The organism is Pseudomonas weihenstephanensis (genome assembly GCF_016812185.1).
GTDB classification, from domain to species: Bacteria; Pseudomonadota; Gammaproteobacteria; order Pseudomonadales; family Pseudomonadaceae; genus Aquipseudomonas; species Aquipseudomonas weihenstephanensis.
In genome coordinates, this window is sequence record NZ_JAAEBV010000003.1 from 557,589 (window position 1) to 581,321 (window position 23,733).

Annotated in this window: 26 protein-coding genes, 1 tRNA gene and 1 pseudogene; 16 read left to right on the forward strand and 12 right to left on the reverse strand. The window is 55.2% G+C overall.

Translation table 11 applies throughout. The features are described 5' to 3' along the window. The first annotated feature begins 1 nt into the window (after position 1). Complete coding sequence (locus GYN01_RS13390; RefSeq protein WP_048401634.1) at positions 2–1,387, forward strand: nucleobase:cation symporter-2 family protein; 1,386 nt, start codon at positions 2–4, stop codon at positions 1,385–1,387. A gap of 153 nt (positions 1,388–1,540) precedes the next feature. Next, the gene (locus GYN01_RS13395; RefSeq protein WP_048366123.1) at positions 1,541–1,801 is read left to right on the forward strand and encodes a helix-turn-helix domain-containing protein; all 261 of its coding nucleotides are present in this window, start codon (positions 1,541–1,543) and stop codon (positions 1,799–1,801) included. 3 nt (positions 1,802–1,804) lie between these two features. Here GYN01_RS13395 and GYN01_RS13400 read toward each other — a convergent pair whose 3' ends face one another. From GYN01_RS13400 to GYN01_RS13420, 5 genes are read right to left on the reverse strand one after another with little or no spacing between them, the layout of a single operon-like run. After that, on the reverse strand, positions 1,805–2,563 hold the full coding sequence (locus tag GYN01_RS13400) for an ABC transporter permease (protein WP_048366188.1): 759 nt from the start codon (positions 2,561–2,563) through the stop codon (positions 1,805–1,807). 8 nt (positions 2,564–2,571) lie between these two features. Beyond that, entirely contained in the window at positions 2,572–3,771 is a 1,200-nt protein-coding gene (locus GYN01_RS13405; protein WP_048401632.1) for an ABC transporter substrate-binding protein, read from the reverse strand. Continuing rightward, positions 3,737–4,585, reverse strand: a complete 849-nt coding sequence (locus tag GYN01_RS13410) for an ABC transporter ATP-binding protein (protein ID WP_048366125.1) — start codon at positions 4,583–4,585, stop codon at positions 3,737–3,739. The genes GYN01_RS13405 and GYN01_RS13410 overlap by 35 nt, the downstream gene beginning before the upstream one ends. Next, positions 4,582–5,652 (reverse strand): acyl-CoA dehydrogenase family protein, encoded by a 1,071-nt coding sequence (locus GYN01_RS13415; RefSeq protein WP_048366126.1) that lies wholly within the window; start codon positions 5,650–5,652, stop codon positions 4,582–4,584. Before GYN01_RS13415 ends, GYN01_RS13410 begins: the two co-directional genes overlap by 4 nt. A gap of 32 nt (positions 5,653–5,684) precedes the next feature. Further along, positions 5,685–6,242: a carboxymuconolactone decarboxylase family protein gene (locus GYN01_RS13420; protein ID WP_203307278.1), complete on the reverse strand. Its 558-nt coding sequence runs from the start codon at positions 6,240–6,242 to the stop codon at positions 5,685–5,687. Positions 6,243–6,343: 101 nt separating this feature from the next. Between GYN01_RS13420 and GYN01_RS13425 the strand changes: the two genes are divergently transcribed. Both GYN01_RS13425 and GYN01_RS13430 read left to right on the forward strand, forming a co-directional pair. Next, positions 6,344–7,255, forward strand: a complete 912-nt coding sequence (locus tag GYN01_RS13425; RefSeq protein WP_048401629.1) for an AraC family transcriptional regulator — start codon at positions 6,344–6,346, stop codon at positions 7,253–7,255. A gap of 15 nt (positions 7,256–7,270) precedes the next feature. Then, positions 7,271–7,603, forward strand: a complete 333-nt coding sequence (locus GYN01_RS13430; protein WP_048401627.1) for a DUF6388 family protein — start codon at positions 7,271–7,273, stop codon at positions 7,601–7,603. Positions 7,604–7,658: 55 nt separating this feature from the next. Here the strand turns inward: GYN01_RS13430 and GYN01_RS13435 are convergent, their stop codons facing one another. The 4 genes from GYN01_RS13435 to GYN01_RS13450 are packed head-to-tail and all read right to left on the reverse strand — an operon-like array spanning position 7,659 to position 10,804. Next, positions 7,659–8,273 (reverse strand): ATP-binding cassette domain-containing protein, encoded by a 615-nt coding sequence (locus GYN01_RS13435; RefSeq protein ID WP_238936235.1) that lies wholly within the window; start codon positions 8,271–8,273, stop codon positions 7,659–7,661. Further along, a complete protein-coding gene (locus GYN01_RS13440; protein WP_203307279.1) occupies positions 8,251–9,057 on the reverse strand; it encodes an ATP-binding cassette domain-containing protein in 807 nt (268 codons plus the stop codon). Before GYN01_RS13440 ends, GYN01_RS13435 begins: the two co-directional genes overlap by 23 nt. Beyond that, positions 9,057–9,863, reverse strand: a complete 807-nt coding sequence (locus GYN01_RS13445) for an ABC transporter permease (protein WP_048366132.1) — start codon at positions 9,861–9,863, stop codon at positions 9,057–9,059. The genes GYN01_RS13440 and GYN01_RS13445 overlap by 1 nt, the downstream gene beginning before the upstream one ends. Further along, a complete protein-coding gene (locus GYN01_RS13450) occupies positions 9,860–10,804 on the reverse strand; it encodes an ABC transporter permease (protein ID WP_048401622.1) in 945 nt (314 codons plus the stop codon). The genes GYN01_RS13445 and GYN01_RS13450 overlap by 4 nt, the downstream gene beginning before the upstream one ends. Before the next feature lie 307 nt (positions 10,805–11,111). Here GYN01_RS13450 and GYN01_RS13455 point away from each other — a divergent pair, with 307 nt between their 5' ends. Continuing rightward, positions 11,112–11,603, forward strand: a complete 492-nt coding sequence (locus GYN01_RS13455; protein WP_048366134.1) for a hypothetical protein — start codon at positions 11,112–11,114, stop codon at positions 11,601–11,603. Between the two features lie 125 nt (positions 11,604–11,728). On the opposite strand, the gene GYN01_RS13460 is transcribed toward GYN01_RS13455, so the two are convergent. Then, a complete protein-coding gene (locus tag GYN01_RS13460; RefSeq protein WP_203307280.1) occupies positions 11,729–13,309 on the reverse strand; it encodes an ABC transporter substrate-binding protein in 1,581 nt (526 codons plus the stop codon). A 171-nt stretch (positions 13,310–13,480) separates the two neighbouring features. Between GYN01_RS13460 and GYN01_RS13465 the strand changes: the two genes are divergently transcribed. The 4 genes from GYN01_RS13465 (at position 13,481) to GYN01_RS13480 (ending at position 18,364) form a co-directional block, all read left to right on the forward strand. Further along, on the forward strand, positions 13,481–14,716 hold the full coding sequence (locus GYN01_RS13465; RefSeq protein WP_203307281.1) for a VWA domain-containing protein: 1,236 nt from the start codon (positions 13,481–13,483) through the stop codon (positions 14,714–14,716). 102 nt (positions 14,717–14,818) lie between these two features. Further along, entirely contained in the window at positions 14,819–15,310 is a 492-nt protein-coding gene (locus tag GYN01_RS13470; protein WP_048366137.1) for a hypothetical protein, read from the forward strand. A 697-nt stretch (positions 15,311–16,007) separates the two neighbouring features. Next, on the forward strand, positions 16,008–17,063 hold the full coding sequence (locus tag GYN01_RS13475) for a fatty acid desaturase (RefSeq protein ID WP_048366138.1): 1,056 nt from the start codon (positions 16,008–16,010) through the stop codon (positions 17,061–17,063). Positions 17,064–17,218: 155 nt separating this feature from the next. Beyond that, positions 17,219–18,364 (forward strand): serine hydrolase domain-containing protein, encoded by a 1,146-nt coding sequence (locus tag GYN01_RS13480; RefSeq protein WP_203307282.1) that lies wholly within the window; start codon positions 17,219–17,221, stop codon positions 18,362–18,364. Between the two features lie 260 nt (positions 18,365–18,624). Here GYN01_RS13480 and GYN01_RS13485 read toward each other — a convergent pair. Together GYN01_RS13485 and GYN01_RS13490 are read right to left on the reverse strand one after the other, a co-directional pair. After that, positions 18,625–18,714, reverse strand: a pseudogene (locus tag GYN01_RS13485) (zinc-binding dehydrogenase); the annotation flags it as partial. 485 nt (positions 18,715–19,199) lie between these two features. Continuing rightward, a tRNA-Ser gene (locus GYN01_RS13490) sits at positions 19,200–19,287 on the reverse strand. A gap of 123 nt (positions 19,288–19,410) precedes the next feature. Between GYN01_RS13490 and GYN01_RS13495 the strand changes: the two genes are divergently transcribed. The 7 genes from GYN01_RS13495 to GYN01_RS13525 all read left to right on the forward strand — a co-directional run bounded on the left by GYN01_RS13495 (position 19,411) and on the right by GYN01_RS13525 (position 23,662). Beyond that, on the forward strand, positions 19,411–20,082 hold the full coding sequence (locus GYN01_RS13495) for a Bax inhibitor-1/YccA family protein (RefSeq protein ID WP_048366141.1): 672 nt from the start codon (positions 19,411–19,413) through the stop codon (positions 20,080–20,082). A 108-nt stretch (positions 20,083–20,190) separates the two neighbouring features. Continuing rightward, positions 20,191–20,583: a sulfurtransferase complex subunit TusD gene (tusD, locus tag GYN01_RS13500; protein ID WP_048366142.1), complete on the forward strand. Its 393-nt coding sequence runs from the start codon at positions 20,191–20,193 to the stop codon at positions 20,581–20,583. 1 nt (position 20,584) lies between these two features. Continuing rightward, positions 20,585–20,947, forward strand: a complete 363-nt coding sequence (gene tusC, locus GYN01_RS13505) for a sulfurtransferase complex subunit TusC (protein ID WP_048401610.1) — start codon at positions 20,585–20,587, stop codon at positions 20,945–20,947. Next, entirely contained in the window at positions 20,947–21,246 is a 300-nt protein-coding gene (gene tusB / locus GYN01_RS13510; RefSeq protein ID WP_048366144.1) for a sulfurtransferase complex subunit TusB, read from the forward strand. The genes tusC and tusB overlap by 1 nt, the downstream gene beginning before the upstream one ends. Next, on the forward strand, positions 21,243–21,578 hold the full coding sequence (locus GYN01_RS13515) for a TusE/DsrC/DsvC family sulfur relay protein (protein WP_048366145.1): 336 nt from the start codon (positions 21,243–21,245) through the stop codon (positions 21,576–21,578). Before tusB ends, GYN01_RS13515 begins: the two co-directional genes overlap by 4 nt. Next, positions 21,575–22,576 carry a glycosyl transferase family protein gene (locus GYN01_RS13520; protein ID WP_048401607.1) on the forward strand — a complete coding sequence of 334 codons (1,002 nt, stop codon included), beginning with the start codon at positions 21,575–21,577 and terminating at the stop codon, positions 22,574–22,576. Before GYN01_RS13515 ends, GYN01_RS13520 begins: the two co-directional genes overlap by 4 nt. A gap of 87 nt (positions 22,577–22,663) precedes the next feature. Further along, the gene (locus tag GYN01_RS13525) at positions 22,664–23,662 is read left to right on the forward strand and encodes a glutathione S-transferase family protein (RefSeq protein ID WP_048366147.1); all 999 of its coding nucleotides are present in this window, start codon (positions 22,664–22,666) and stop codon (positions 23,660–23,662) included. Positions 23,663–23,733: the final 71 nt, after the last annotated feature.

The following is a 23,733-nucleotide window of genomic DNA, read 5'->3' on the forward strand; positions in this document are numbered from 1 at the left end:
CATGACCTCTCCCAAAACGCCGCTTGAAGCCGAGTCCCAGAACAGCGATCTGGTCTTTGGTCTTGAAGACCGCCCCAAGCCGTGGATCGGCTTTCTGGCGGCCCTGCAACACCTGCTCGCTATCATCGTGCCCATCGTCACCCCCGGCCTGCTGATCTGTCAGGCGCTGGGCGTGTCGAGCCGTGACACCAACCTGATTGTGTCGATGTCGCTGGTGATTTCCGGCATCGCGACGTTTGTACAGTGCAAGCGTTTCGGCCCGTTTGGCGCCGGATTGCTGATCGTGCAAGGCACCAGTTTCAACTTTGTCGGCCCGCTAATTGCGGGTGGTGCGCTGATGGTTCAGCAAGGCACGCCGGTTGAAAGCGTGATGGCGGCGATCTTTGGTGTGGTGATTGCCGGCTCGTTCGTCGAGATGGGGATCTCGCGCGTGCTGCCTTTTGTGAAACGCATGATCACCCCCCTGGTTACCGGCATCGTGGTGCTGATGATTGGCCTGACCCTGATTAAAGTCGGCCTGATCAGCATGGGCGGCGGCTTTACGGCGATGGGCAACGGCACTTTCGCCAATGGCGAAAACTTGATGCTGTCGGGCGTGGTGCTGGCGATTATCGTCATCCTCAACCGCATCCCGCTGGTGTGGATGCGCAGTTGCGCCATTGTCATTGCGCTGGCGGTCGGCTACGCACTGGCAGGCTATCTGGGGCGACTGGACTTCACCGGCATGCACCAGGCCGAACTGTTTCAGGTCCCGGTGCCGCTGCATTTTGGTTTGGGCTTCTCGTGGGCCTTGTTCATTCCGATGCTGGTGATTTACCTCGTCACCTCGCTTGAAGCGATTGGCGATGTGACGGCGACCAGTAAAGTGTCGCGCCAGCCCGTAGAAGGTCCGGTGTGGATGCAGCGGATCAAGGGCGGCGTGTTGGTCAACGGTGCCAACTCGCTACTGGCCGGTATTTTCAATACCTTCCCCAGCTCGATCTTTGCGCAAAACAACGGGGTGATTCAGCTGACCGGTATTGCCAGTCGCCACATTGGCGTGTGGATTGCCGCCATGTTGATTTTGCTGGGACTGTTCCCCTGCGTGGCCGGGGCCATTCAGGCGGTGCCTGAACCCGTGCTTGGCGGTGCGGCAATGGTGATGTTTGGCGCGGTGGCCGCCTCAGGCATCAACATTCTGGCCAGCACCATGCTGGACCGACGCGCGTTGCTGATTATTGCGGTGTCGCTGGCCCTGGGCCTTGGCGTGTCGCAAGTGCCCGAGTTCCTGGCACACATGCCGGCGGCATTGCGCAACGTGCTTGAATCGGGCGTGGCCACAGGCGGTATCTGCGCTTTGTTGCTGAACTGGTTTTTGCCTGAAACCGAGAAAAAAACCGGGGCGTGAGCCAAGACCCGCGGCAGGATCGGCCAGCCAGATCCTGCCGCGGCCTGTAACCGTTGATACTGAGCTGCGCGCCCATCGTCACATCAGCCTTTTCCCTGGTTGCGACTTGGATTACTCTTTCAGCATCGCTGAATGCCTCGCACAGGCTACGACATGAGTACCTACGGTAAACGCCTGCAAGAAGAACGCTTACGACTGGGCCTGACACAAAAGCAGCTGGCGCTGGCCGGTGGGGTGGGTCGCCACGCTCAAAGTTTTTATGAACGCGACCAGCGCCTGCCCAGGGCACATTATCTGGCGGCGATCACCCTGGTGGGGATTGACGTGCTGTACATCCTGACCAAGCGCCACACCGAGCACTTGGCTCCAGCGCCCACCTTAGCCTGCGGGAACGGACAGCTCAGCGAAAAGTGACCATCACCCCGCATGCGCCCAACGCCGATGCAGGCCTCGGGCAAATGCATCCAGTGCAAACCCCAATACCCCGATCAACACCACCATGGCCATCAGTTCCGAATAGGCCAGGCGGTCGCGCGTGTCGAGGATGAAATAGCCCAATCCGGCACTGACACCGAGCATTTCGCACGGCACCAGCACGATCCACAAAATGCCGATTGAAAGCCGCACTCCGGTCAACACGTGGCCCACCACACCGGGCAGGATGACCCGACGTAAGGTTTCCCAGCGCGTGGCGCTCAAGCTGCGGCTCAGTTGCAGCCAGCGCGGATCAAGCGCACGCACACCGGCAACGGTGTTGAGCACAATCGGCCACACGGCCGCAAAGGTCAGCAAGAAGTAGATCGGCTGATCGCCCACGCCCATCAACATCACCACCACCGGCATCCATGACAACGGCGAAATCATGCGCAAAAACTGAAAAGCAGGTGTGGTGGCGGCTTCCAGGTTGCGTGAGCCACCGATCAACAGCCCCAATGGCACACCCATCAGCAATGCCATCAGCAGACTGATGACAATCCGTTTCAGACTCACCCATACGTTTTCGTACAACTGCGCGCTGCCCAACAGCTCAAACAGACTGGCAAAGGTGGCTTGCGGTGAGAAACGCGCGGCCAAGGCTTGCCCACTGCCCAGCACCTCGACGCCCAGCCACCAAGCCAATAACAGGCTCAGCAGCCCTGCACTGCCGAGCCACCACTGACGTTTACGTGAGGGAATCAACGCCTTCAAAAGCCAAACTCCTCGGTGCGCTCAAAGCTGTCTGGCAAACCAAACGCCTTCAGGCCGCCCACTGCGCCAATACTGTTTTTGACGAAGCGATCGTCCACCAGATCAGCGGCCACGTGCTTGGGATCGAGCGCTGCCAAAAATTGATTGTCGCCCTGGATCAAGGTGCTCTTGAGCCGCGTGACCAGTTCTTCGGTGTAGCTGGGGAACGGATAAGGCTGGAAATCAATGCGCTGCTCATCCCAGCTCACCTGCTGGATGGCGCCATCGGCCTCATAGCCTGCGCGCTCGCTGATCGCAGGTGCCAGCACGCGCTGCAACACACTGCTGCTGTGCGGGGTGTAGCGGTTATGGCCGTCCTTAGCCAGCAACTGGGCGGCCTCAGCGCGGTGATCACGCGTCCACAGCTGCGCCTTGACGATCGCGTTGACCACTTTTTGCGACCACTCGGGGCGATTATTCAAATCGTGCTCGTGCATGAACACCACGCAGCATGCGTGGTTGCGCCACAGGTCGCCGGTAAAACGCTGCACACGGCCCACCTTCAAGTCCTCGGCCAAGGCATTGAACGGCTCGGCCACGATATAACCGGCTATTCGTTGGGTCGCCAGTGCGGGCGGCATGTCGGAGGGCGGCATCACCACCAGGTTCACTTCATTGGCCGCTAAGGGCCTGCCCACCGCACGCGTGACCGGCTGCAAACCGTTGTCACGAAACAGCTGCTGCACCACAACGTTGTGAATCGAATACCAAAACGGGATAGCGATGGACTGCCCGCCCAGTTGCTTGACGTCGCTAATGTGCGGCGCCACGGTCAGACCCGAGCCACCGACGTGGTTCCAGGCCACCACTTTGGCTGGCACTTTGCTGCCATAGCGTGCCCATACCGTCATCGGCGACAGCAAATGGATCACGTTGACTTGCCCTGAGATGAACGCTTCGATTACCTGCGCCCAGCTGCGCAGCAGCACCGGGCGCTCGGCCTTGATCCCTTGCTCCTCGAACAGCCCGTTGTTGTGGGCCACCAGCAATGGCGTGGCGTCGGTAATCGGCAGATAGCCAATGCGCACCGGGGCATCGGGCTCTGCCGCGGCACGGGCTTGCAAGCTGGCGAGCAGCGGCAATGCACCGGCAGCCGTCAGCATGGCGCTGAGTTTTAAAATGTCACGCCGTGTGTGAGTGAAATCGTCCAGGCACATGTGCAAGCTCCAGCGAATCGGGCAAAGGTTCAGTAACAGGGTCAGGGGTGCGGCTCGCCCGCCGAAGGGTTTTAAGGATCTCAATGCGCAACGCGCCCAGCTCATCAATCCGGTCTGTGCGCGGCTGCGCCAAATCGATGCGCCACTCACCTACCGTGTGCGCCGGGCTGTGGCCCAGTAGCAGTATCCGGTCGCTGAGCAACAAGGCTTCATCAATATCGTGAGTGATCAACAAGGCCGCGGTGTTGTGCCGCGCAATCACGCTCAACAACAATTGCTGCATGTCGGCACGGGTGATCTCGTCTAGCGCGCCAAACGGCTCGTCGAGTAACAGTACTTGCGGTTGACGCGCCAGACAGCGCGCCAATGCAACACGCTGCGCCATGCCGCCCGACAATTGCGCCGGGTAGTGGCCCGTCGCGTGTTGCAGCCCCACTTCAGCAATCGCCTGTTCGACCCGCGCCTTACGTTCAGCCGCCGCCACTTTTGGCTGGCGTGCAAAATCCAGACCGAACGCGACATTGCTTTCGAGGTTCAACCACGGCAATAAACTGGGATCCTGGAAGGCCACGGCTACGCGCGGGTGCGGCGAAGTGACAGCCTCTCCCAGCAGGCTGACACTGCCCGAGTACGGGGTTTGCAAACCCGCCAATACCCGCAACAGACTGGACTTGCCCACCCCGCTCGGCCCCAGTACCGACACCACTTCACCCGGCACCAGTTGCACGTCAAACCCTTCGAGCACCGATTGCCAGCCGTGCTCGCCGGCATAGCCCACGGTGATGTTGCGCGCCTCAAGCAGCAGCGTACTCATTGCGCACTGACCTGAGCCTGGCGTAACAGCTCGGCGCGTAACTGCACCAGGCTTGGGGTCACAATCGGGACGAAGGCCGACTCGCGCCAGCGCCGCGCAAACGCGCTGCCGTGGGCACACAAATAGGCTTTGCCACCGCTGGCTTGCAGCTCGAATTGCACCGCGCTGGCCGTGGCTTCAGCCAAGGCAATGCGGATGTTGAACAGGGCGGCAGGGTCGGCCAGAAAACGCCCGTCCAGCAGCCCTGCTTTCAGCGCCTGCACCTGCGCCTCTAATTGTGCTTGCTGCTCGTGCAGCAACCCGAGCAACGCAGAACGCGGGCCTTGCAGGTGAGACTCGGCTTCTTGCAACGAACGCCTGGCCAAACCAATCGACAAGCCGCACTGCAACCCTAAAAACGCCGGGCGTACAGCCGGTAAAAACTGCTTGGCGTTGTCGTGCAACAACCACTGCTCATTGACCTGCACATCCTTGAAATCGAGCGCCGCAGTGTTGCTCGACTGCAACCCCATCAGCTCCAGATCATCCGAACGCTGCAAACCGGGCAATGCATCAGCAATCGCCAGCACAAACGGCGCACCGCCCTCTTCACGCTCAATGGCGGCGGCGACCACGAACCCGCTTTTGCGTAAATTGGTGACCCAGTGCAAACGACCATTAAGCGCCCAGCCATTAGCCTCGGCACGCGACCGCACTTGCAAAGACTCGATCCCCGAAAGGAATTTCATCGCATTGGACAGCCCGGTGGCACCAGCCAATTGGCCACTCAGCAATGGGGGCAACAAGCGCTCACGCAAGCCGCTGTTCGGGCTGTGCAGCAAGTACTCGATAAAGGCACGCTGGCCCCAAAACACGAACGCCGAGGCCAGCGAATGGCTGGCCACATTGGCCATGACCTCCAGCGCGTCAGCCAGGTTGCCACCCGTACCGCCCAGTTGCGTATTGATCCCGACCCGTAACACATTGGCCGATGCCAACTGCGACAGAACGTGTTGCGGATCACTGTGCCCGAGGTCTAGCGCCTCAGCTTCGGCATCCAGCCAATGACTCAATACAGGGTCAAGCATGTCGATTTCTCCTTTAAATCGGGACCGCCAGATTACGCCGGTTGGGTCCAGCTATAGCGCGCCAATTCAGGGTTCAACGGGGTGCGGGCAAACACGTTGGCAAAGTTGCACAAGGTCGCCAGGCTAACGCCCAGAATCACCTCCAGCGCCTGCCCCTCGGTGAACCCGGCAGCTTTGAAGGCGGTGAAGGTGTCGTCGCTGACATCGCCGCGCTTGGCAATCACTTCGCGGGTGAACGCGGCCAGCGCTTCCAGGCGCTCAATCGGCAGCTCAGTTTGCCCACGCAGCGCCGTCACCACGTCGTCGGGCAGTTTGGCCTTGTTCTGCGCCACAGCGGTATGACCTGCGACACAAAAATCGCAACCATGGCGGGTCGCCGCAATCAACTGCACCACTTCCCTTTCTTGCAGGGTTAGCTCAGCCTTGCCATTGATTCCCGAAACCGTGACATAAGTCTCCAGTGCCGCTGGCGCATTGGCTAGAATGCCCAGCAGGTTGGGGATGAACCCGGAGTTCTTCTGAGCGGTTTGCAAAAATGGCTTGGCGGCTTCAGGGGCAGTTTCAAGGGTATGAAGCGTTACACGGGACATGAAGTGACTCCTGCAAAGGGTGTCTGATCAGTCTGTTGGTTATAAAAATTTGATTCCATATTCTAAAGTAGCGATTACTTGCTTCTGAGTGTTTCCATTAGATGAATTCGTCCAGTCCACTGATCGATTGGTTATTAGAGAGCCTTGAGCTGGATGCCAGCCTGTTCCATGTTGGCCGCTACTGCGGCGGTTGGCACAGCAGCACACAGGGCTTGGCCCGCGCCAGTTTTCATGTGGTGGTGCAAGGGCATTGCTGGCTGCACATTGAGGGTCATGAGCAAGGCATCAGGCTCGATACCGGCGATGCGTTATTTTTGCTGCAAGACTTGAATTACCGGCTGTCCAGTGCGAACGAAAGCGCGCTTGCGGGCCAGTTGCCCCGTCAAACAATGCAGGCCCTCGACCCCCTGGCCGAAGATGGCACAGGACTGGTGTGCGGCTTTTTTCATTTTCAGCCGGGCCTGTCCGCCCTGATCATCGAGGCCATGCCCGGTTGGCTGATCCTGCGAGCATGTGATGCGGGCGCCAGCGCAGCGCGCAGCGTCTTTGAGTTGATCCTGCAAGAATGCCAACGCACTCCGGCGCCTTCCGATGCCCTGCTGGAGCGTTTAAGCCATTTGCTGTTTCTGTATGTGCTGCGTCAGCAAGTGAGCAATAACCCGAACCTCGGCGGCCTTGTGGCATTGGCGCGGCAACCGGCGCTTTCGGGCTTGCTGCAACAATTGATTGAGCACCCCGAGCAGCCGTGGACACTGGAGAGCATGGCGGCCTGTACCGGATTATCACGCTCGGCGTTTTTCAAGCGGTTTAGCGAACATGCCGGGCAATCCCCCGGCCATGTCTTGCTGGCGCTGCGCATGCGTCATGCCTGCCAGTTATTGCAAACCGGGCACACCGTTGAACACGTGTGTGCCGCCGTGGGGTATCAATCGATCGCCGCCTTCACCCGGGCGTTCAACAAAGCCATTGGCGTGCAACCGGGCGCCTACCGCAAGCAGCATGAACACCGCTGAACACAGGAGAATCACGTGACAGAACCCGGCCCCCAACATCAAAAAGCCCTTGATCGGTTCCTTGCTGAACACCCGGATCTTAAACAACAACTTGACACGCTTAACCCGCTAGAAGCCCGCGCTGTGGGTCAAACGATGCAGGAGTACCGCCAGGAACGGCTGAATGAGGCCTTTGAAGCCGAGGCCGAGCGTTTAGACTTTTTTGCCTGGGAGCTGACATTGAAACTCACCAGCGAAAGCGATGACGCCTTTCAAGCCCAGCGTCTGGAGGTGCATCGCGAAGTCGCACAAATGGCACGCATGCCATGGGCTGAATATTGTAAATTTCATGGGTTGGTCACACCGTAACGGTAGCCTTTGACGCGTCACACGAGGCTGCGCACCCAAAAGTGGCCTGGGGTGCTCACGTGTCGAGCGATGGCGTCCAGATACTTGAACACACCTTCGCAAGCAACACCTTGTTGTGACTGAACACAATCAGCCCCAGTTCACGGCGCTTGACCTCTTCGAGCAGGATCTGCCACACCTGCGCCTGAATATGCGCATCCAACTGCGCCGTCACCTCATCGGCAATCAAGTAACGGGTGCGCGGGTCCAGTGCCCTGAGCAGCGCGATACGGGCCAACTCGCCACCCGACAGCTCATCCGGGCGGCGAGTCAGCCAGACTGGACTGATCGCCATACGATCAAGCCACGCCGCATTGGGAGACCAGGCATCGCGCAGGCTATCGCCCGTGGTGCGGTAAGGATTAAAGGTCAGCTCCGGGTGCTGAGGCACTAGTTGAATCGGGCAATAGCCCTTTTTCAACAGCGGTTTGGCGCCCACGGTCACCCGGCCAGAGGTTGCGTTTTGCCATTGCGCCAGAACACGGCCCAAGGTGGTTTTGCCATAGCCACTGGGGGCAGAAATACCTTTACGTTCGCCTGCACTGACCTGAAACGACACCGAGTCCCACAATCGTTGGCCGTTTTGCACAATCGTTAATTGCTCCACCTCAAGCATAAGGCTGGCGCTCAAGCGCCGGTACGCGGCCAGCAATGAACTGTTGCTCGGGCAAAGCTGCCCACAGTGACTGTAACCACGGGCTACCGCCATGCTCGCGCAAGTCTTGTGCGCTTAAGGTTTCATGCAGTTCGCCTTGATGCAGCACCGCTATTTTGTCGGCAAAACGGGCCGCCAGCGCCAGATCGTGAGTCACCCATAAAATCCCGCGGCCCTGCTGGCAAAAGCTTTTGAGGTGGGCCAACAATTGACAGGCGTGTTCGTCATCCAGCCAAGCCGTGATTTCATCTGCCAAGAGATAGCGTGCGTGGGTAAGCGCAGCGCAGCTGGCCAAGACCCGCTTGGCCATTCCGCCTGAGAGCCTGCGCGGGTACTCGTTAACCAGTTCGGGTTGCAAGTTGTAATGCTGAAGTTGTTGCAAAACCTCTTCCAGGCTTAGCGCGGTCCCACTCAACAACGCCGCACGTTGCAACTGCGGGCCCACTTTTATAAGCGGGTTCAAGGCACTAACGCCCTGCGGCACATAGCACAGCACTTTACCGCGCTGATGAACTTTATCGGCCTCACCCAGCACATCCCCATCCAGCCATGTGTTACCACGACAACGCATGTTTTCAGGCAACAAGCCCAGCGCACTTTGCAGTAGCAAACTTTTGCCTTCGCCGCTGGAACCCACCAGCGCTACCAGTTCACCGGGGTGAATCTCAAGCGAGATATTGCTTAACAACGGGTGCCAGGTTTTGTGGCCTAGCCAGTGGTACTGCGCAATATCGATTGCCAATTGGTCGAATCTGAGCATCAGGAGATCCTTATCCATAATTGCTGCAACGCCCGGGCGAACTGATCGAATACCAACACCAATCCCACCAGAATCAAACCCGGAAATAATGCCAACCACCAGGCTCCACTGCTCAGGTAACGCAACGCATCCGCCAGTAATAGCCCCAACGACGGATCATGGGGTGCCAGACCGAACCCTAAAAAGCTCAGCGCAGCCGAGTGCAAAACGGCGTGAGGGAACATCAACAAGGTGCCGATGATCCATTGCGGCAGCAGTAACGGTAGCAAATGATGGCGCCAGCAATAAAAACGGCTGTTGCCCAAGCGGTAGGACAGCATCACAAAGTCAGTCTCACGGATACGCAAAATTTCGCCCCGCAGGATCAACGCCAGCCGTGGCCAATGCGTCAATGCAACCGCCAGAATCACCCCCTGCTTACCGCCACCCAGTGTGAAACAGATCAGCACCAGCAAGAGCAGGTGCGGCAATGCCAGCAGGCTGTCAATGACACCCCGAACGATGAAATCCAGGGTTTTATTAACGGCGCACAGGCTGGACGCCAGCATCGCCAGCGCACCACTGCTAAAGGCGGCGATCAGACCGATTTGCAAACTGGTGGTCATGCCCTGAAAGCACCGCAACCAAAGGTCGCGCCCCAAGCTGTCAGTGCCAAACCAGAACGCGCTTGAGGGCGCCTGGCGCCGTGCGAGCAAGTCGACGCTCACATCGACGCCCGACACTGAAACGCCGTAGGCAATCAGAGATAACAACAGCAGCAAAGACGCGCTCAGGCGTAATAATGCGCGATTAGGATTGTAGGTCATGAGGGGCGCACCACCCCGCGGTTGAGGCGCAGTAACAGTGCATTCGCAATGCTGTTGCCGATAAATACCAGCACCGTGCACAGCATGACGATACCCATTAACAATGGGATGTCCCCACGCAAACCAGCATCCACTGTGGCCTGCCCCAGGCCTGGATAAGCAAAGATTTTTTCAGCCAGCAACGAGCCGCCAATCAACTCCCCCACCGACGCAAACTGCAAGCACACCGCTGGCGTGAGGGCATGGCGTAACACATGAAAGTTGATCAACGGCCATCCTTTATCGCCTTGAGCATGCGCAAAACGAATGAATTCGCTGTTCATCACCTCGGCAACCCGTGAGCGGGTATGCAGCGCGATATTGCCTACACCCAGCAACCCCAGCGCCAGCATCGGTAACACCAAGTGTCGGAGCTTGTCGCCCCACGTCGCTGTTTGTGCATCGCTGCCTGGGGTCCACGCACAACAGATGGGGGCCCAATTAAGCGTCACCGCAAACAACGACAGCAACAACAGGCCAATCCAGAACGTCGGTAAGGACACCAATACGTAAGACACCGTAGAAAGCAACCGATCCGGCCAACGATTCAAATAGCGCCCGGCTGTCATTCCCATCGCAAGACCCACACACCCGGAGAACACCCAGGCCGAAAACAGCAACATGAACGATGTAGCAAAACGCTCGCCGATGACATGAGAGACCGGGGCGTTGTACAACATCGAGTAGCCAAAATCCCCCTGCAAAATCTGCACAAACCAGTGCACAAAACGCTCCCATAACGGCAAATCCAGACCCCAGCGTGCAGCGATCAGCGGGTATTGATCGGGTGGAACATGCAACAAGTCGCTGCCAATATAAGCTCGAATCGGATCAACCGGCGAAAAGCTGAGCAGGGTAAACGTACCCGCAGCCGTCACCAGCAGCAGACCTGCCAAACGCATAATTGCGCCAAGCAAGGCTACAGCCACAGAGATCGCTGACGTGCTGGCTGAAGAGCCTGGCTGTTGAGGCCGTCCGGTTCTGGCTCGCAGAGTACTCAAGAACATGATGCTGTCTCGCAATTCAATGGACCATTTTCCCCTGAGCACAGAGTGCGCTTCGGTAACCATAGAGCTTATTTACTTACAGTCCTTTCAGGCTAAACCTGCCAATGGAACTGATTGGAATGTTTTCCCCACAAAAACTTGTAATGGAACACTAAATTAGTCAGGACGGCATTAATCAGTAATCGGACAATGTCACCCCCCTATGAAAATTCATGAAACCCTTGTGCCTATCACTACCCCGCTCACTTCGCCTGCGCCCGAAAAAGCGAAGTCCACCCTGTCGGAAAAACTCACGTCAGCCATCAAGACAGAAGTGCAGTCTTATTTCCCCGCCGCCCTTCATCCTCAAGAGCGCGCGTCGCTAGCAGACACACTCAAGCAAGCATTTAACGAGCAAATACACGCATTACTCCCACAAGCACTGCACATTGAGAGTGACACTAAAGAAAAAGCCCAAGGGGCTGGCTGGATGCTGGGCGGAGCGATGATGCAAGGGGCTGGCAAAAGAATCGGCGCTGCGGGTGGCTTAGGAGCCAAAGTGTTTGGCGCAGGTATTGGCATGGCAGGCAAAGTCTCGGAAGAATATGGCAAAGATAAGCTCGAACGTGCTGGCAACAACGACAACAGCACTAAAGGACACAATGCCTATGCAGGCTTCTACAGAGGCTTTGGTGATCCAGACAGTAAAAAGTGAAACGGGGAATTCTTGGCGCTGTAAATTTTGCGCTGCAGGCTCGCGCTCATTCGATTGACTTCGCATGAGCGCGTTTTGTGTAGATCCTGCCACCAGGATCGTTTTAAACCTGGCAAAGCAGCACATCACTTACAGGTCCACCGCCAACTATCAAGACTGTTGAGCAGTGACCAGGAACCGTGAATTTCTGGGGCACCTTTGCCCAAATCAATGCACTGATCGGCCAAATAAGTGTGTTGCACATTAAGCAACCACGCCCAGGCTGCATCGCCTTTAATCCCTACGCCCGTTTTACCGTCCCATTCAACTTGTTGCCAAAACGGTACGGCTTGCTGCCAAGTTGGCGCATTCAGTGCCTGCTGCAAATGTTGATCAACAACAGGATTTTTGTAGTAACCAGGATTGTAGAACTCAACACCCGCTGCTTCGCTGCTGTAGTGATGGTAAAGCTCCATAGGGTCGAGGCTGCCCCAGCCAAAAAGCGTTGGATTCGCGTGCATATTTCGTTCGACGGTTTCCCAACTGCCTGACTTCAACTCCATGTCTATGCCGATGGGCTTGAGCATTGAGCGCACCGCCTGAGCCAGATCACGCCGTGTCGCATCACCACTGGCGTACCACAGCGTAATTTTTGCTGGAAGGCCGTTTTTTTCGCGAGTCCCGCTGGCCGTTTCGACCCAGCCTGCATCGTTCAGAATCTGTTTGGCCTTGGCACTGTCACCATCTTTGAAGGCCGCCTCAGGGTTGTTCCACGGCAGCCCTTGCACACCTGTGTAAGCGGCAATCGCGTGACCTTCAAGAATTTGATCGGCTAATAATTGACGATTGATTGCATAGTTGATGGCTTTACGTATCGCAACATCAGCGGTCACATCATTACCGACGGGATCGCCGTGCGCATCCTTTTCGCCAGATGCCATAGTCGGCAGCACAATGCCCCGGTTTTCAACACTGGGCCGCACCCAGAGCTTCATGCCCTGCGCAGGCGTGACCGCCAACGAGGGGGCAATTCGTACAATGCCCAATTGCTGGCTTTGCGCTGCTGCGAATGCACTGTCTTCGTCAAGAAAGACAAATACCAGCGTGTCAAAGTCGTTTTTCTGCCCGGCGTAATACGGATTGGTTTCCACAACAAGCTGTTGCCCCGGCTGGTAATTGGTCAACCGGTACGGTCCTGCGCCTATTGGCTTTTGCGCATAGGTTTTAGCGTCGTACTTGTCGGCAGACACAATACCCAGTGAACCAAGCACATTGACGAACGTGCTTTGCGGGGCCTTGAGATGAATACGCACAGTGAGAGGGTCAAGGACGTGTGCATCAAGGAAATTGCCCATGTCTACCTTGCCCCCGCTCGCGGCGGCATTGTTGTAGGTATACGCAACGTCCTTGGCTGTCAAGGCTGAGCCGTCGGAAAACTTCAAGTCAGGTTTGAGCGTGAGGGTCCATGTTTTGCCATCCGCACTGGTTTGATAATCGCTAAGCAGAAAGCGGCTCCAGGACAGGTCTTCGTTCTGCTTGAGCAAGGGACTGTGCAACAGCAAATAGCTGCCGTGGCTCCAACCGAGCATGGGATCGAACCCCTCAGTGGGTTCATCACCAATAGCCAGCTTCAGGGTCCGACCTTGCGATGAATACACCGGCGTCGCCAACACACTCAGCAAGGTCGCAGCCACCAGGGTTTTGCATAGCCAGGCGATCTTGGGCATTCGCCCTCCAAAAAGAAGTAGCATCGGCGCAATAATTAAGTAACGACCATACACACTTGCGGATGCCCAACAGTAATAGCAGCGCAGGTTCAAAAATCCAGTTATGCATCTGATTTTTTTAGTATTTATTACCTCTAACGACTGACTTAACGTCAAGGAAACCACCTGATTATGCTCATCGCTCAAGGCCAGCGGCTCGCGCTGACAACCCTTACTCACGAGATGCAGATAACGCTGACCATCAATATTAAAAGCCCGTTAACACTCGATTGCGTGTGTTTTGGCCTCGATGCACAAGGCAAGCTGTCTGACGACCGCTATATGGTTTTTTTCAATCAACCCGTATCCCCCTGCCACAGCTTGTCGCTCTCTGACGGAAACGCATTCAGCATCGACCTCGCTCGCGTGCCTGCGACGATTGAACGACTGGTGTTCAGCGCCTCAGTTGATGGAAACGGCAGCTTGCGTGATATCCAGTCAAGCAACTTCACCGTGATGCATGCGGATCAGGAGCTTGCCACTTGCCCTTTCAACGGCGCAACTTTCGCCGAAGAGAAAGCCATCATGGTGGTAGATATTTATCGCAAAAATGGTGAATGGCGCCTGGCAGCAAACCTGCAAGGTTTCAACGCTGGCCTGGCAGCATTAGTGAACCACTTTGGGGCAACGGTCATCGATACGCCTGCTTCAGCGCCTGCAAAAATCTCCCTGGAGAAAAAAGTCGCGACCGCTGCACCGCAATTGATCAGCTTGGCCAAAAAAGCCCAAATCAGTCTTGCAAAAGCCAATCTCGACAACGTAAAAGCTCGCGTAGGGCTGGTGCTCGATGCATCAGGCTCAATGCACGGCCAATATGCCAAGGGCCGTGTACAAGAAGTGATTAATCGCCTGCTGCCACTGGCCGTGCATTTCGACGACGACGGGGCCTTGGATTGCTGGGCATTCGGTGCCAAAACCTGCCAGTTGTCACCCGTCACACTGAGCAACTATCAACACTTTGTTGAACAGGATAACGAGGGCTGGCGCGACTGGAATGTGGGACGGCGCATCAATGACGAACCCAAAGCCATGCGCCAGGTGATCGACTATTACCAGCAAAGCGCAGACCGTACACCGGTCTACGTTCTGTTCATTAGCGATGGCGGCGTCAGTGAAAACCGCGCCATTACCCAACTGATGATCGAAGCCGCCAAACTGCCGATTTTCTGGCAGTTCGTGGGCTTGGGCGGTCGCGGATACGGTGTGCTGGAAAAACTCGATGATATGCCGGGGCGGGTAGTCGACAACTGTAGTTTTTTTGCGCTGGACGACCTCAATGACATCAGCGAAGAACAACTGTACGACCAGTTGATGGAAGAGTTCCCGGACTGGCTGAAGGCCGCAACATCAGCAGGCATCTTGGGCTGACCTTACACGCTCAGAGGCTTGTCAGAGCCGCTGAGCGACCTTGTGCTATACCCATATGGAAGATTTCCTGGCGCCAAACAGACTTCACTGACAGAGGTTCGCATGTTCAAAGCACTAGCTGGTCACTTGAAAGACAGAAACGTCCACACGATCAACGCCTTGCCATCGAACAACATCGAACTGTTCGACTGCTATACCGGCTTGGTGATGGGACTCCTTTACCGAAACTTTCCCCTGCCCGTCAACATTGATTCTTCCGACTTCATCGACTACAAATCCCCCCATGACATTAATCGGGAGGCTTGCGAAAAAGAGGAACGTCTTTTCCTTGCCACGATTAAATGGCTGGCTGACGTGGGGTACATCCATTTTGACGGCATGTCAGGCATTTCGTTTTTCGAGGTCATCCTGACCAACAATGGATTACACATTTTGCGTGCAAAACCTGAAGGCGCGGAAACGTCAACCACCATTGGCGAAAACCTAGCGCTATGCCTGAAAAATGACGACAGCGCGGACCTCCGCCGAATGGTAGGAGAGGCGCTAAGCCTAGGGAGCCGCCTACTCAACCCGATGATCCGCTCGGGGATTTGAGCCAAGTTCAATGATCAGCATGCCATTGCAAAACTTCTGTACCGGCCCTTTCTGAAAGCTTTGTCGGTTGACGCAGTGGTATACCCTCGTAGTGTGTGTATGCCGAATCACACCGCTTGGGTGACGTTACCTCCCCCTACAAATTCAAGTAATGCCAGCAAAGTAGGGAAAGCTGCATTAATAGCTTGGACTGATCTATTTACCGCTGCATTGAAGGAATTCTTACCCCCAGATTCATCTCGCGTGCCAATAGAGCCTTGCCCCCCTCCGAGTCATCCTTACCGGTTACGCCAGTCACCCCGGCTATGGAGGTCATTCACAGGGGCATTTGTACGGATTGTAGGCCCGTGCAGAAAAACACACGACACCAGTCAGTTGTTCGCAACGCGTTGTACCGGGAATCACACAGGCAGATTTACATGTCATGGCCATGGGAACACAGGGGGATCGAAAAAGTGAATAGCTCAGTAACTGACCGTTATCGGTATCCACCCACGCCCGTTATATTCCAAATTGATGATTACCTATAACCCACCCCCATCACGACCCACAAACAAGTTAATTGTCAGACAAAATAACGATTTATATATCCGCTCGTCAGGCCAAGCGTTCAAAAAATTCAAAAAACTTGCCCTAAAATTTAAATGTGCTTTTCTAGTGAAGCGGAACCGACCCATCGTCTTCAAAGGATGAAGTGATGAACACTACACATAAAGTTTCAACCCCTACTTTGTCAAAAAAAGAACAAACACAAATAAACGACATTACTCAAAAAATCACACAGCACAGTAATGATCTGCGCGCACGATATAAGCTATTGGGCTATCAGAACGTGATAGGTGCCAGTGTCATGGCCTTTTCTGTGGCGGGCATGGTAACCACGGGTACGCTGTATGTGAAAGGCCTGATACCTGGAGGGCTGTGCATTTTAATAAATGCTTTATTGACGTCACTCATACATGAATTGGAGCATGATTTAATCCATCGCTTATATTTCAGAAAACAACCCTTTGCACATAACCTGATGATGCTGCTTTGCTGGATCACCCGGCCAGGGATGCCAAGCCCTTGGCTAAGACGAGAACTGCACTTTCACCATCATAAAGAGTCGGGCACCGATACTGATGTTGAAGCATGGATTACCACCAGCGGTAGCCCGTGGGGCGCCAAGCGCTTATTAAAACTTGTCGATGGATTCATTTTTGGCATTGTGAATGCTTTGTGTGCGCCTACCTGGCGAGAAAAAATCAGATTAACGATTAAAGTGCTTCGCTTAAATGCACCCATGGGCCTTTTATACTGGGGCTGCTGGTATGTGTTCCTGGGGTATCACTTCTACACATGGGCGTGCTCTATGATGGGCCTTGCGTATCAGCCTTCCTCAACCACCTCCCTGCTGATGAGCGTGATTAATAGCGCAGTGGTTATCATCATCGCGCCCAATATAATACGCCAGTTTTGCCTGTTCTTTATTAGCTCCAACATACATTATTATGGCGATGTGATGCCCCGTAATGCTTTACAGCAAACTCAGGTCATGAATCATTGGTGGCTGTGGCCATTCCAGTTGTTTTGCTTTAACTTCGGAAGCACGCACTGCATTCATCATTTCGTGGTTAAAGACCCCTTCTACCTTCGCCAAATGACAGCAGCGTTTGCTCACAAGTTATTAGCCGAAGCGGGTGTTCGCTTTAATGACTTTGGCACCTATAAACGCGCCAACCGTTACACGCAAACTCAGACAGACACGTAACCCACATTACTACTCTGCATCCGCTGCACTTGCACAATCCAGCGACAGTGCACTGGCGTTAATACGCCTTCACCATAACCTTTGGCACAATCGCAATCACGACATCGTACACTCACGTTCGATAACAGCCACTTTAACCGCAGGGGGCCTTAAGCATGGAAGCAAAAGGGATATGGGCGAAAGAATTCGAAAGCGTCAAGTGTGCTTTTGAGTCTATCTTTAATGATCCACAGGAGCGAGGGGGAGGACTCTGCGTTAAGATCGGCGATGAAACTGTCATTGATATATGGGCAGGCTCATCGGATCTTGAGGGCAATAAACCTTGGCTGGAAGATACATTGGTCAACACCTTTTGCGTTGTCAAACCGTTCGCAGCAGTTGCTGCATTAATGCTGGTTGAGCAAGGGAAATTAGAACTAGACATCCCAGTGGCTCATTACTGGCCGGAGTTCGCACAGGGCGGCAAAGGGCAGATTACCTTGCGCCATGTAATGAGCCATACCTCCGGGATTCCGGCGTTGAGACTGCCGGACCACAATCCTGCGATGTATGACTGGGAGCATATGGTTAATGTCTTGGCTGCTGAACCCTTGTGGTGGAGACCTGGCTCAGAGCTAGGGTATGGCACCACAACCTATGGCTGGATCATTGGAGAACTGATACGCCGAACTGACGGTCGCAACCCTTGCACTTTTATCCGTGAGGAAATAACCCATCCCCATGGGTTAGAAGTTCACCTGGGCGTTGAAGAACACCATTATTGTCGCATCGCCCATTTTGACGCGGCTAAAGGACGAATCGGCGATCCTTACTCCAAGCAATTACGAGATCTGGTTGTGACCCACTCAGAAGATATTTCAACCCTGGCATTTACCAACCCAGGCATGACGCCCAAGCGCTCATCTGACCCCAGGTGGTGGGCCTTCCAACAGCCCGGTGCATGTTCACACAGCACGGCAGGTGGTTTAGCCGGCTTTTACAGCACATTACTGGCTGGGCGTTTGATCAGTAGAGAGATGCTCAATGAGTTCACCAAAGAGCACAGCAACGGCATGGATCGCATTTGGAAGCGACCAATGCGTTATGGCCTAGGTTGCATGATGGAGCAAAAAGCCGATCCGGATGCCTCGCACTGCATGGGGCCTAACACCTTTGGACATATAGGCCTGGGCGGTCCAATTGCCTTCGCCGACGCTGAACGTGAGATCAGCTTCAGCTTTGTGACAACCACCTCAGGCGCTCACACAATGATTGATCCACGCGCTCAGCAACTTGCAGCGCTTGCCTACGCGGTAATCTGAAAAACGCAGATCAACTTGCCAGACAAAAGTGGCAAGTTGATCTATGTATTATCCCGATCGCCACACCGACCCTTTTCAATTTCAACGTGGTCTGCAACTGCACGAAAATTTGCCGGTGATTAGCGGCTGTTCTAAAAGTCAGACTGCTAGTTGCAGCTACTTCTGCGTGTGTCTGCTGTGCGATGGCTGCGCCTCTGATTCAGGTGCTGGGATGTGATATTTGGGGCAGACACGTTATCTACGAGTTTTTTGTAACGCACTTACTTGATTTTTAGGGTGACTTTACCTTTTGATCTGCCCTGCTCGACGTACCGCAACGCCTCTGCAGTTGATTCAAAAGGGAAGACACGATACTGCGGCTGCCAGCAGCGCTTGGGCTTTGCGTAAATAGTTCGTTGACCCGACTGCGTAGTGGCGACCGCAACCCCTACTTGGTTGTCACAGAGGACGGTCGGAAGGTGACTGCGCCCATGCTGCGCCTGCGCTTTGATGATGCTCGTAACGAGGCAATCAAACAGGAAGGAGAATGGCGATATCAAGCTGGCCGAGAGCATTCGGTGGTTTCAATTCCGCGATATCCGCCCCAAAGCAGCGAGTGAAACCCTAGATTTGGGTGACGCAAGCCGTCTTCTGGGGGCATACCGACAAGCGAATAACTGAGACGGTTTACCGTCGGGCTGGAGAGATAGTGAAGCCCACCCGCTGAGTTAAATTCAGCCCGACTTGCGGAAACGGCCGGAACAAATGCGCAAACGACACAGCTCGCAGAGAAAACTTCCCCAAACCCCAGAAACGACAAAGCCCGCCAAAAGGCGGGCTCTGCGGTGTAGCAATATGGCGGAGGCGATGGGATTCGAACTCATGGACCTGTTACAGTCGACGGTTTTCAAGACCGTTGCCTTAAACCACTCGGCCACACCTCCTAACGTTGTTGCGGGCGCCATAATACCTGAATGAAACACGTTGTCAAACTCTCTTGAGCGCTTGTTACAGAGCCTCTGCTATGATCTTTGCTACTTAACATTTCCAAACACAGGAGTATCGCCATGCGCGAACAGGATTACGCTGTTAATAACAGCGTGCAGGCCGAGCAGCTAGAGGTTAGCCGTGTCCTGCGCAACACTTATGGCTTACTCGCTTTGACACTGGCTTTCAGCGGTGTGATGGCGTTTGTCGCACAACAGATGCGGGTCGGGTACCCAAATATTTTCGTGGTGCTGATCGGCTTTTACGGGCTGTTCTTCCTGACTAACAAGCTGCGTGACTCGGTTTGGGGTTTGGTATCGACGTTCGCACTGACCGGTTTCATGGGTTTCCTGTTGGGCCCAATCCTCAACCGCTATCTGGGCATGCAAGGTGGCGCCGAGGTTGTGGGGTCGGCGTTTGCGATGACAGCGCTGGTTTTCGGCGGCTTGTCTGCTTATGTACTGATCACCCGTAAGGACATGAGCTTTTTGGGTGGCTTCATTACCGCAGGCTTCTTTGTGCTGCTGGGGGCGACGCTGGCGAGCTTCTTCTTCCAGATCAGCGGCCTGCAATTGGCTATCAGCGCAGGCTTTGTGCTCTTCTCGTCGGTCTGCATCTTGTTCCAGACCAGCGCCATCATTAATGGCGGTGAGCGCAACTACATCATGGCGACCATCAGCCTGTATGTTTCGATCTACAACCTGTTCATCAGCTTGCTGCAAATCTTCGGCATCATGAGCCGCGACGACTAATCATCACCCGCAAGGTAAAAGCCCGCTTCGGCGGGCTTTTTATTGCCTGTTGCAAGCATCTTTGAGCGTCTGGCTTTATGATTACCGCAGTTTTGCCGAGAGCCTTCCATGAAATTTGCCATCGCCCTTTATTCAGCGGCCCATTCGCCCTCCTCACGTCGAGCACTTCGGTTTGCCGAAGCCGCATTGGCCGGAGGCCATGAAATCGTGCGCCTGTTTTTCTACCAAGACGGTGTGCACAGCGCATCAAGCACCATCGTCACACCTCAGGACGACCAAGATATCGCGCAACAATGGGCAACCTTTGTCACTCAAAACCAGCTTGATGGTGTGGTGTGCATTGCTGCTGCCTTACGACGCGGAGTATTAAATGAGGATGAAGCCACGCGCTATCAGCGGTCTGCGGTCAATCTAAAAGCCCCCTGGGAGCTGTCTGGACTCGGCCAGTTACATGATGCCATTCAGTCTGCGGATCGACTGATCTGTTTCGGTGGGGCGTGATATGTCTACATCACTTTTGATCATCAGCCGGCAGGCGCCATGGTCCGGTCTCACCGCTCGCGAAGCACTGGATATTGTTTTAGCCGGTGGGGCTTTTGACTTGCCAATGGGACTTCTGTTTCTGGACGATGGCGTGTTTCAGCTTGTGCCTGATCAACAATCGGGCGCCATCGAGCAAAAAAATCTGACGGCCAATTTGCAAGCTTTGTCATTGTTTGGCGTCGAAAACGTGTTCGCCTGTAGTTTCAGCTTGGAAGAACGCGGTCTCGCGCGCACTGCGCTGACAGTGGCTGATGTGCAATCACTGGAACTGGAAAAAGTCCGCGAACTTATCGCCCGTTATGACCAGGTAATCACCCTCTGATGTCGACCTTACATGTCCTGAATCACTCGCCCTTTTCAGACAGCCGATTTGGCAGTTGCTTGCGAGTCATGTCCACTCATGACGCGCTCTTGCTCTGTGGCGATGCCGCTTACGCCTTACAACCGCATAGCCGTGCGCGTGAGACGCTCGACAACATGAAAGCCGAACTGAAGCTCTTTGTGCTGGATGAAGACTTGGTGGCCCGCAATCTTCAATGCCCGAACTGGGCTACCCGCGTCGATTACCCAGCTTTTGTAGCGCTGACAATTCGTTATGACAAGGTCAATACCTGGCTATGACTGCACTCACCCTCAAGAGCAAAACCATAGAACTGGATAAGGAGGGCTACCTCGTTGACCTCGACGACTGGTCCGAGGACGTTGCCCAGGCACTGGCGGCGCAAGCAGGCATTGAGCTAAGCCCTGAACACTGGGAGATCCTCACGTTACTGCGCAGTTTCTATCAGGAGTTCGAACTCTCACCTGCGACCCGCCCGCTGATCAAATACACCGCGCTCAAACTGGGAGCGGACAAGGGTAACAGCCTGCACCTCAACCGCCTGTTTAATGGCACACCTGCCAAACTCGCTGCCAAATTAGCGGGCCTGCCTAAACCGACTAATTGCCTATGAACACGCCTGCTGAACTGATCCTTGAAACCCCGGCCGAACACCCCTTTGCACAATTTGTACGCATTCTGGGTAAAGGCAAACGCGGCGCGCGCAACCTCACGCGCGAAGAAGCACGCGAAGCCATGGGTATGCTGCTTGACGAAAAAACCGAAGCCACGCAGTTAGGCGCCTTCCTGATGCTGCTGCGGCATAAAGAAGAAAGCCCCGAGGAGCTGGCCGGTTTTGTTGAAGCGGTACGTGAACGTCTGGCAGCGCCCGCAATCAAGGTCGATATCGACTGGCCCACGTACGCTGGCAAAAAACGCCATCTGCCCTGGTATTTGCTGGCGGCCAAATGCCTGGCGCAAAACGGCGTACGCATCCTGATGCATGGCGGTGGAGCCCATACCGCCGGGCGTCTTTACAGCGAGCAACTGCTTAACGAATTGGCCATCCCGTTGTGCCGCGATTGGCCCAGCGTCGAAGTCGCGCTGGATAACGGCAACCTTGCCTTTATCCCTCTGCAAGACTGGGCCCCGCAATTGCAGCGCATGATCGATTTACGTAATACCTTGGGTCTGCGCTCCCCTGTCCACTCCCTGGCGCGCCTTCTCAATCCACTGGGCGCACGCTGCGCACTGCAAAGCATCTTCCACCCGGGCTACCAAGGCGTGCACCGAGAAGCCAGCAGCCTACTGGGCGATACGTGCATCGTGATCAAGGGTGACGGCGGTGAAATTGAAATCAACCCCGACACACTTAGCCACCTTTATGGCACAACCGCAGGGGTCAACTGGGACGAAGAATGGCCCGCACTGTCCACTCAACGTCATGTAAAACCAGCAACGCTGGACACTGAACACCTTAAAGCGTTGTGGCGTGGCGACGTGGAAGACAGCTATCCACAATTGGCCTTGCTTTCCACCATGGCCCTGGCTTTACGCGGACTGGGCACGCCACGCGAGCACGCTTTTGAACGCGCCCGCCTTTATTGGGAAAACCGTGACAAATCGATTTAACCGATGCTTAACGCCCAGCTTTTGCGCTATTTGTTCGAACTCCAGCCTCTAGACTGACCTCCAAAGCAAAACTGCCAGGAGCAACTCATGGGCTTATTGATTGATGGACAGTGGCACGACCAGTGGTACAAGAGCAGCAAAGACGGCGCCTTCCAGCGTGAGCAGGCGCAACGTCGAAACTGGATCACCCCTGACGGCTCGCCTGGCCCAACGGGGGTGGGTGGCTTTAACGCCGAGGCCGGGCGCTATCACTTATACGTGTCACTGGCCTGCCCATGGGCGCATCGCACCCTGATCACCCGCCAGCTCAAGGGCCTGGAATCACTCATTGGCATATCGGTGGTCAGTTGGTTGATGCTGGAAAATGGCTGGACCTTTGACACATCTTTTGGCGCCAGCGGCGATCACTTGAACGCCCTTAGTGACTTGCATCAGCTGTATACACTCGACACCTCTGATTACAGCGGACGCGTGACAGTCCCCGTGCTGTGGGACACCCAGCAGCAATGCATCGTCAGCAACGAGTCTGCTGACATCATTCGAATGTTTAATAGCGCCTTTGATCCCCTCACCGCCAACACACTGGATTTGTATCCCCAGTCCTTGGCCTTACAGGTGGACCACTGGAATCAAAGGATCTACCCGGCGCTTAACAACGGCGTTTATCGAGCAGGATTTGCGACCTCACAATCAGCCTATGAGCAGGCCTTCGACGACGTGTTTGCTGAACTTGAACACCTCGAAGCCCATCTTTCGAAACATCGCTACCTGGCGGGCGAATACCTGACCGAAGCAGACATCCGGCTGTTCACAACCCTGATCCGCTTTGACGCGGTGTACCACGGCCACTTCAAGTGCAATGAGCAAAGGATTACGGACTACTCAAACCTGTCCAATTGGCTACGCGAGCTGTATCAATGGCCCGGCGTTGCAAGCACCGTGGACTTCACCCATATCAAAAGCCATTACTACGCAAGTCATCGCACCCTGAACCCCACAGGTATCATTCCCAAAGGCCCCGCCCTGCACCTGGCCGTCGAACACGATCGTAATCGCTTAAAAGGTCAGGGGATATTTACCAAGTGACTCTTTACAGACACGTCAGCACTGGCGCTGCAAGTCGGGTGCCAGTAGCATCGCCAGCATTGATCAAGAGA

What these genes read in the sequence shown, in the direction of transcription:
- GYN01_RS13425 (WP_048401629.1), top strand. Translation starts at nt 6,344, where the DNA reads ATGAATTCGTCCAGTCCACTGATCGATTGGTTATTAGAGAGCCTTGAG.
- GYN01_RS13415 (WP_048366126.1), bottom strand. Translation starts at nt 5,652, where the DNA reads ATGCTTGACCCTGTATTGAGTCATTGGCTGGATGCCGAAGCTGAGGCG.
- GYN01_RS13465 (WP_203307281.1), top strand. Translation starts at nt 13,481, where the DNA reads ATGCTCATCGCTCAAGGCCAGCGGCTCGCGCTGACAACCCTTACTCAC.
- GYN01_RS13455 (WP_048366134.1), top strand. Translation starts at nt 11,112, where the DNA reads ATGAAAATTCATGAAACCCTTGTGCCTATCACTACCCCGCTCACTTCG.
- tusC (WP_048401610.1), top strand. Translation starts at nt 20,585, where the DNA reads ATGTCTACATCACTTTTGATCATCAGCCGGCAGGCGCCATGGTCCGGT.
- GYN01_RS13475 (WP_048366138.1), top strand. Translation starts at nt 16,008, where the DNA reads ATGAACACTACACATAAAGTTTCAACCCCTACTTTGTCAAAAAAAGAA.
- tusD (WP_048366142.1), top strand. Translation starts at nt 20,191, where the DNA reads ATGAAATTTGCCATCGCCCTTTATTCAGCGGCCCATTCGCCCTCCTCA.
- GYN01_RS13390 (WP_048401634.1), top strand. Translation starts at nt 2, where the DNA reads ATGACCTCTCCCAAAACGCCGCTTGAAGCCGAGTCCCAGAACAGCGAT.
- GYN01_RS13470 (WP_048366137.1), top strand. Translation starts at nt 14,819, where the DNA reads ATGTTCAAAGCACTAGCTGGTCACTTGAAAGACAGAAACGTCCACACG.
- GYN01_RS13460 (WP_203307280.1), bottom strand. Translation starts at nt 13,309, where the DNA reads ATGCCCAAGATCGCCTGGCTATGCAAAACCCTGGTGGCTGCGACCTTG.
- GYN01_RS13480 (WP_203307282.1), top strand. Translation starts at nt 17,219, where the DNA reads ATGGAAGCAAAAGGGATATGGGCGAAAGAATTCGAAAGCGTCAAGTGT.
- GYN01_RS13410 (WP_048366125.1), bottom strand. Translation starts at nt 4,585, where the DNA reads ATGAGTACGCTGCTGCTTGAGGCGCGCAACATCACCGTGGGCTATGCC.
- GYN01_RS13525 (WP_048366147.1), top strand. Translation starts at nt 22,664, where the DNA reads ATGGGCTTATTGATTGATGGACAGTGGCACGACCAGTGGTACAAGAGC.
- GYN01_RS13445 (WP_048366132.1), bottom strand. Translation starts at nt 9,863, where the DNA reads ATGACCTACAATCCTAATCGCGCATTATTACGCCTGAGCGCGTCTTTG.
- tusB (WP_048366144.1), top strand. Translation starts at nt 20,947, where the DNA reads ATGTCGACCTTACATGTCCTGAATCACTCGCCCTTTTCAGACAGCCGA.
- GYN01_RS13440 (WP_203307279.1), bottom strand. Translation starts at nt 9,057, where the DNA reads ATGCTCAGATTCGACCAATTGGCAATCGATATTGCGCAGTACCACTGG.
- GYN01_RS13520 (WP_048401607.1), top strand. Translation starts at nt 21,575, where the DNA reads ATGAACACGCCTGCTGAACTGATCCTTGAAACCCCGGCCGAACACCCC.
- GYN01_RS13405 (WP_048401632.1), bottom strand. Translation starts at nt 3,771, where the DNA reads ATGTGCCTGGACGATTTCACTCACACACGGCGTGACATTTTAAAACTC.
- GYN01_RS13450 (WP_048401622.1), bottom strand. Translation starts at nt 10,804, where the DNA reads ATGCGTTTGGCAGGTCTGCTGCTGGTGACGGCTGCGGGTACGTTTACC.
- GYN01_RS13495 (WP_048366141.1), top strand. Translation starts at nt 19,411, where the DNA reads ATGCGCGAACAGGATTACGCTGTTAATAACAGCGTGCAGGCCGAGCAG.
- GYN01_RS13420 (WP_203307278.1), bottom strand. Translation starts at nt 6,242, where the DNA reads ATGTCCCGTGTAACGCTTCATACCCTTGAAACTGCCCCTGAAGCCGCC.
- GYN01_RS13515 (WP_048366145.1), top strand. Translation starts at nt 21,243, where the DNA reads ATGACTGCACTCACCCTCAAGAGCAAAACCATAGAACTGGATAAGGAG.
- GYN01_RS13395 (WP_048366123.1), top strand. Translation starts at nt 1,541, where the DNA reads ATGAGTACCTACGGTAAACGCCTGCAAGAAGAACGCTTACGACTGGGC.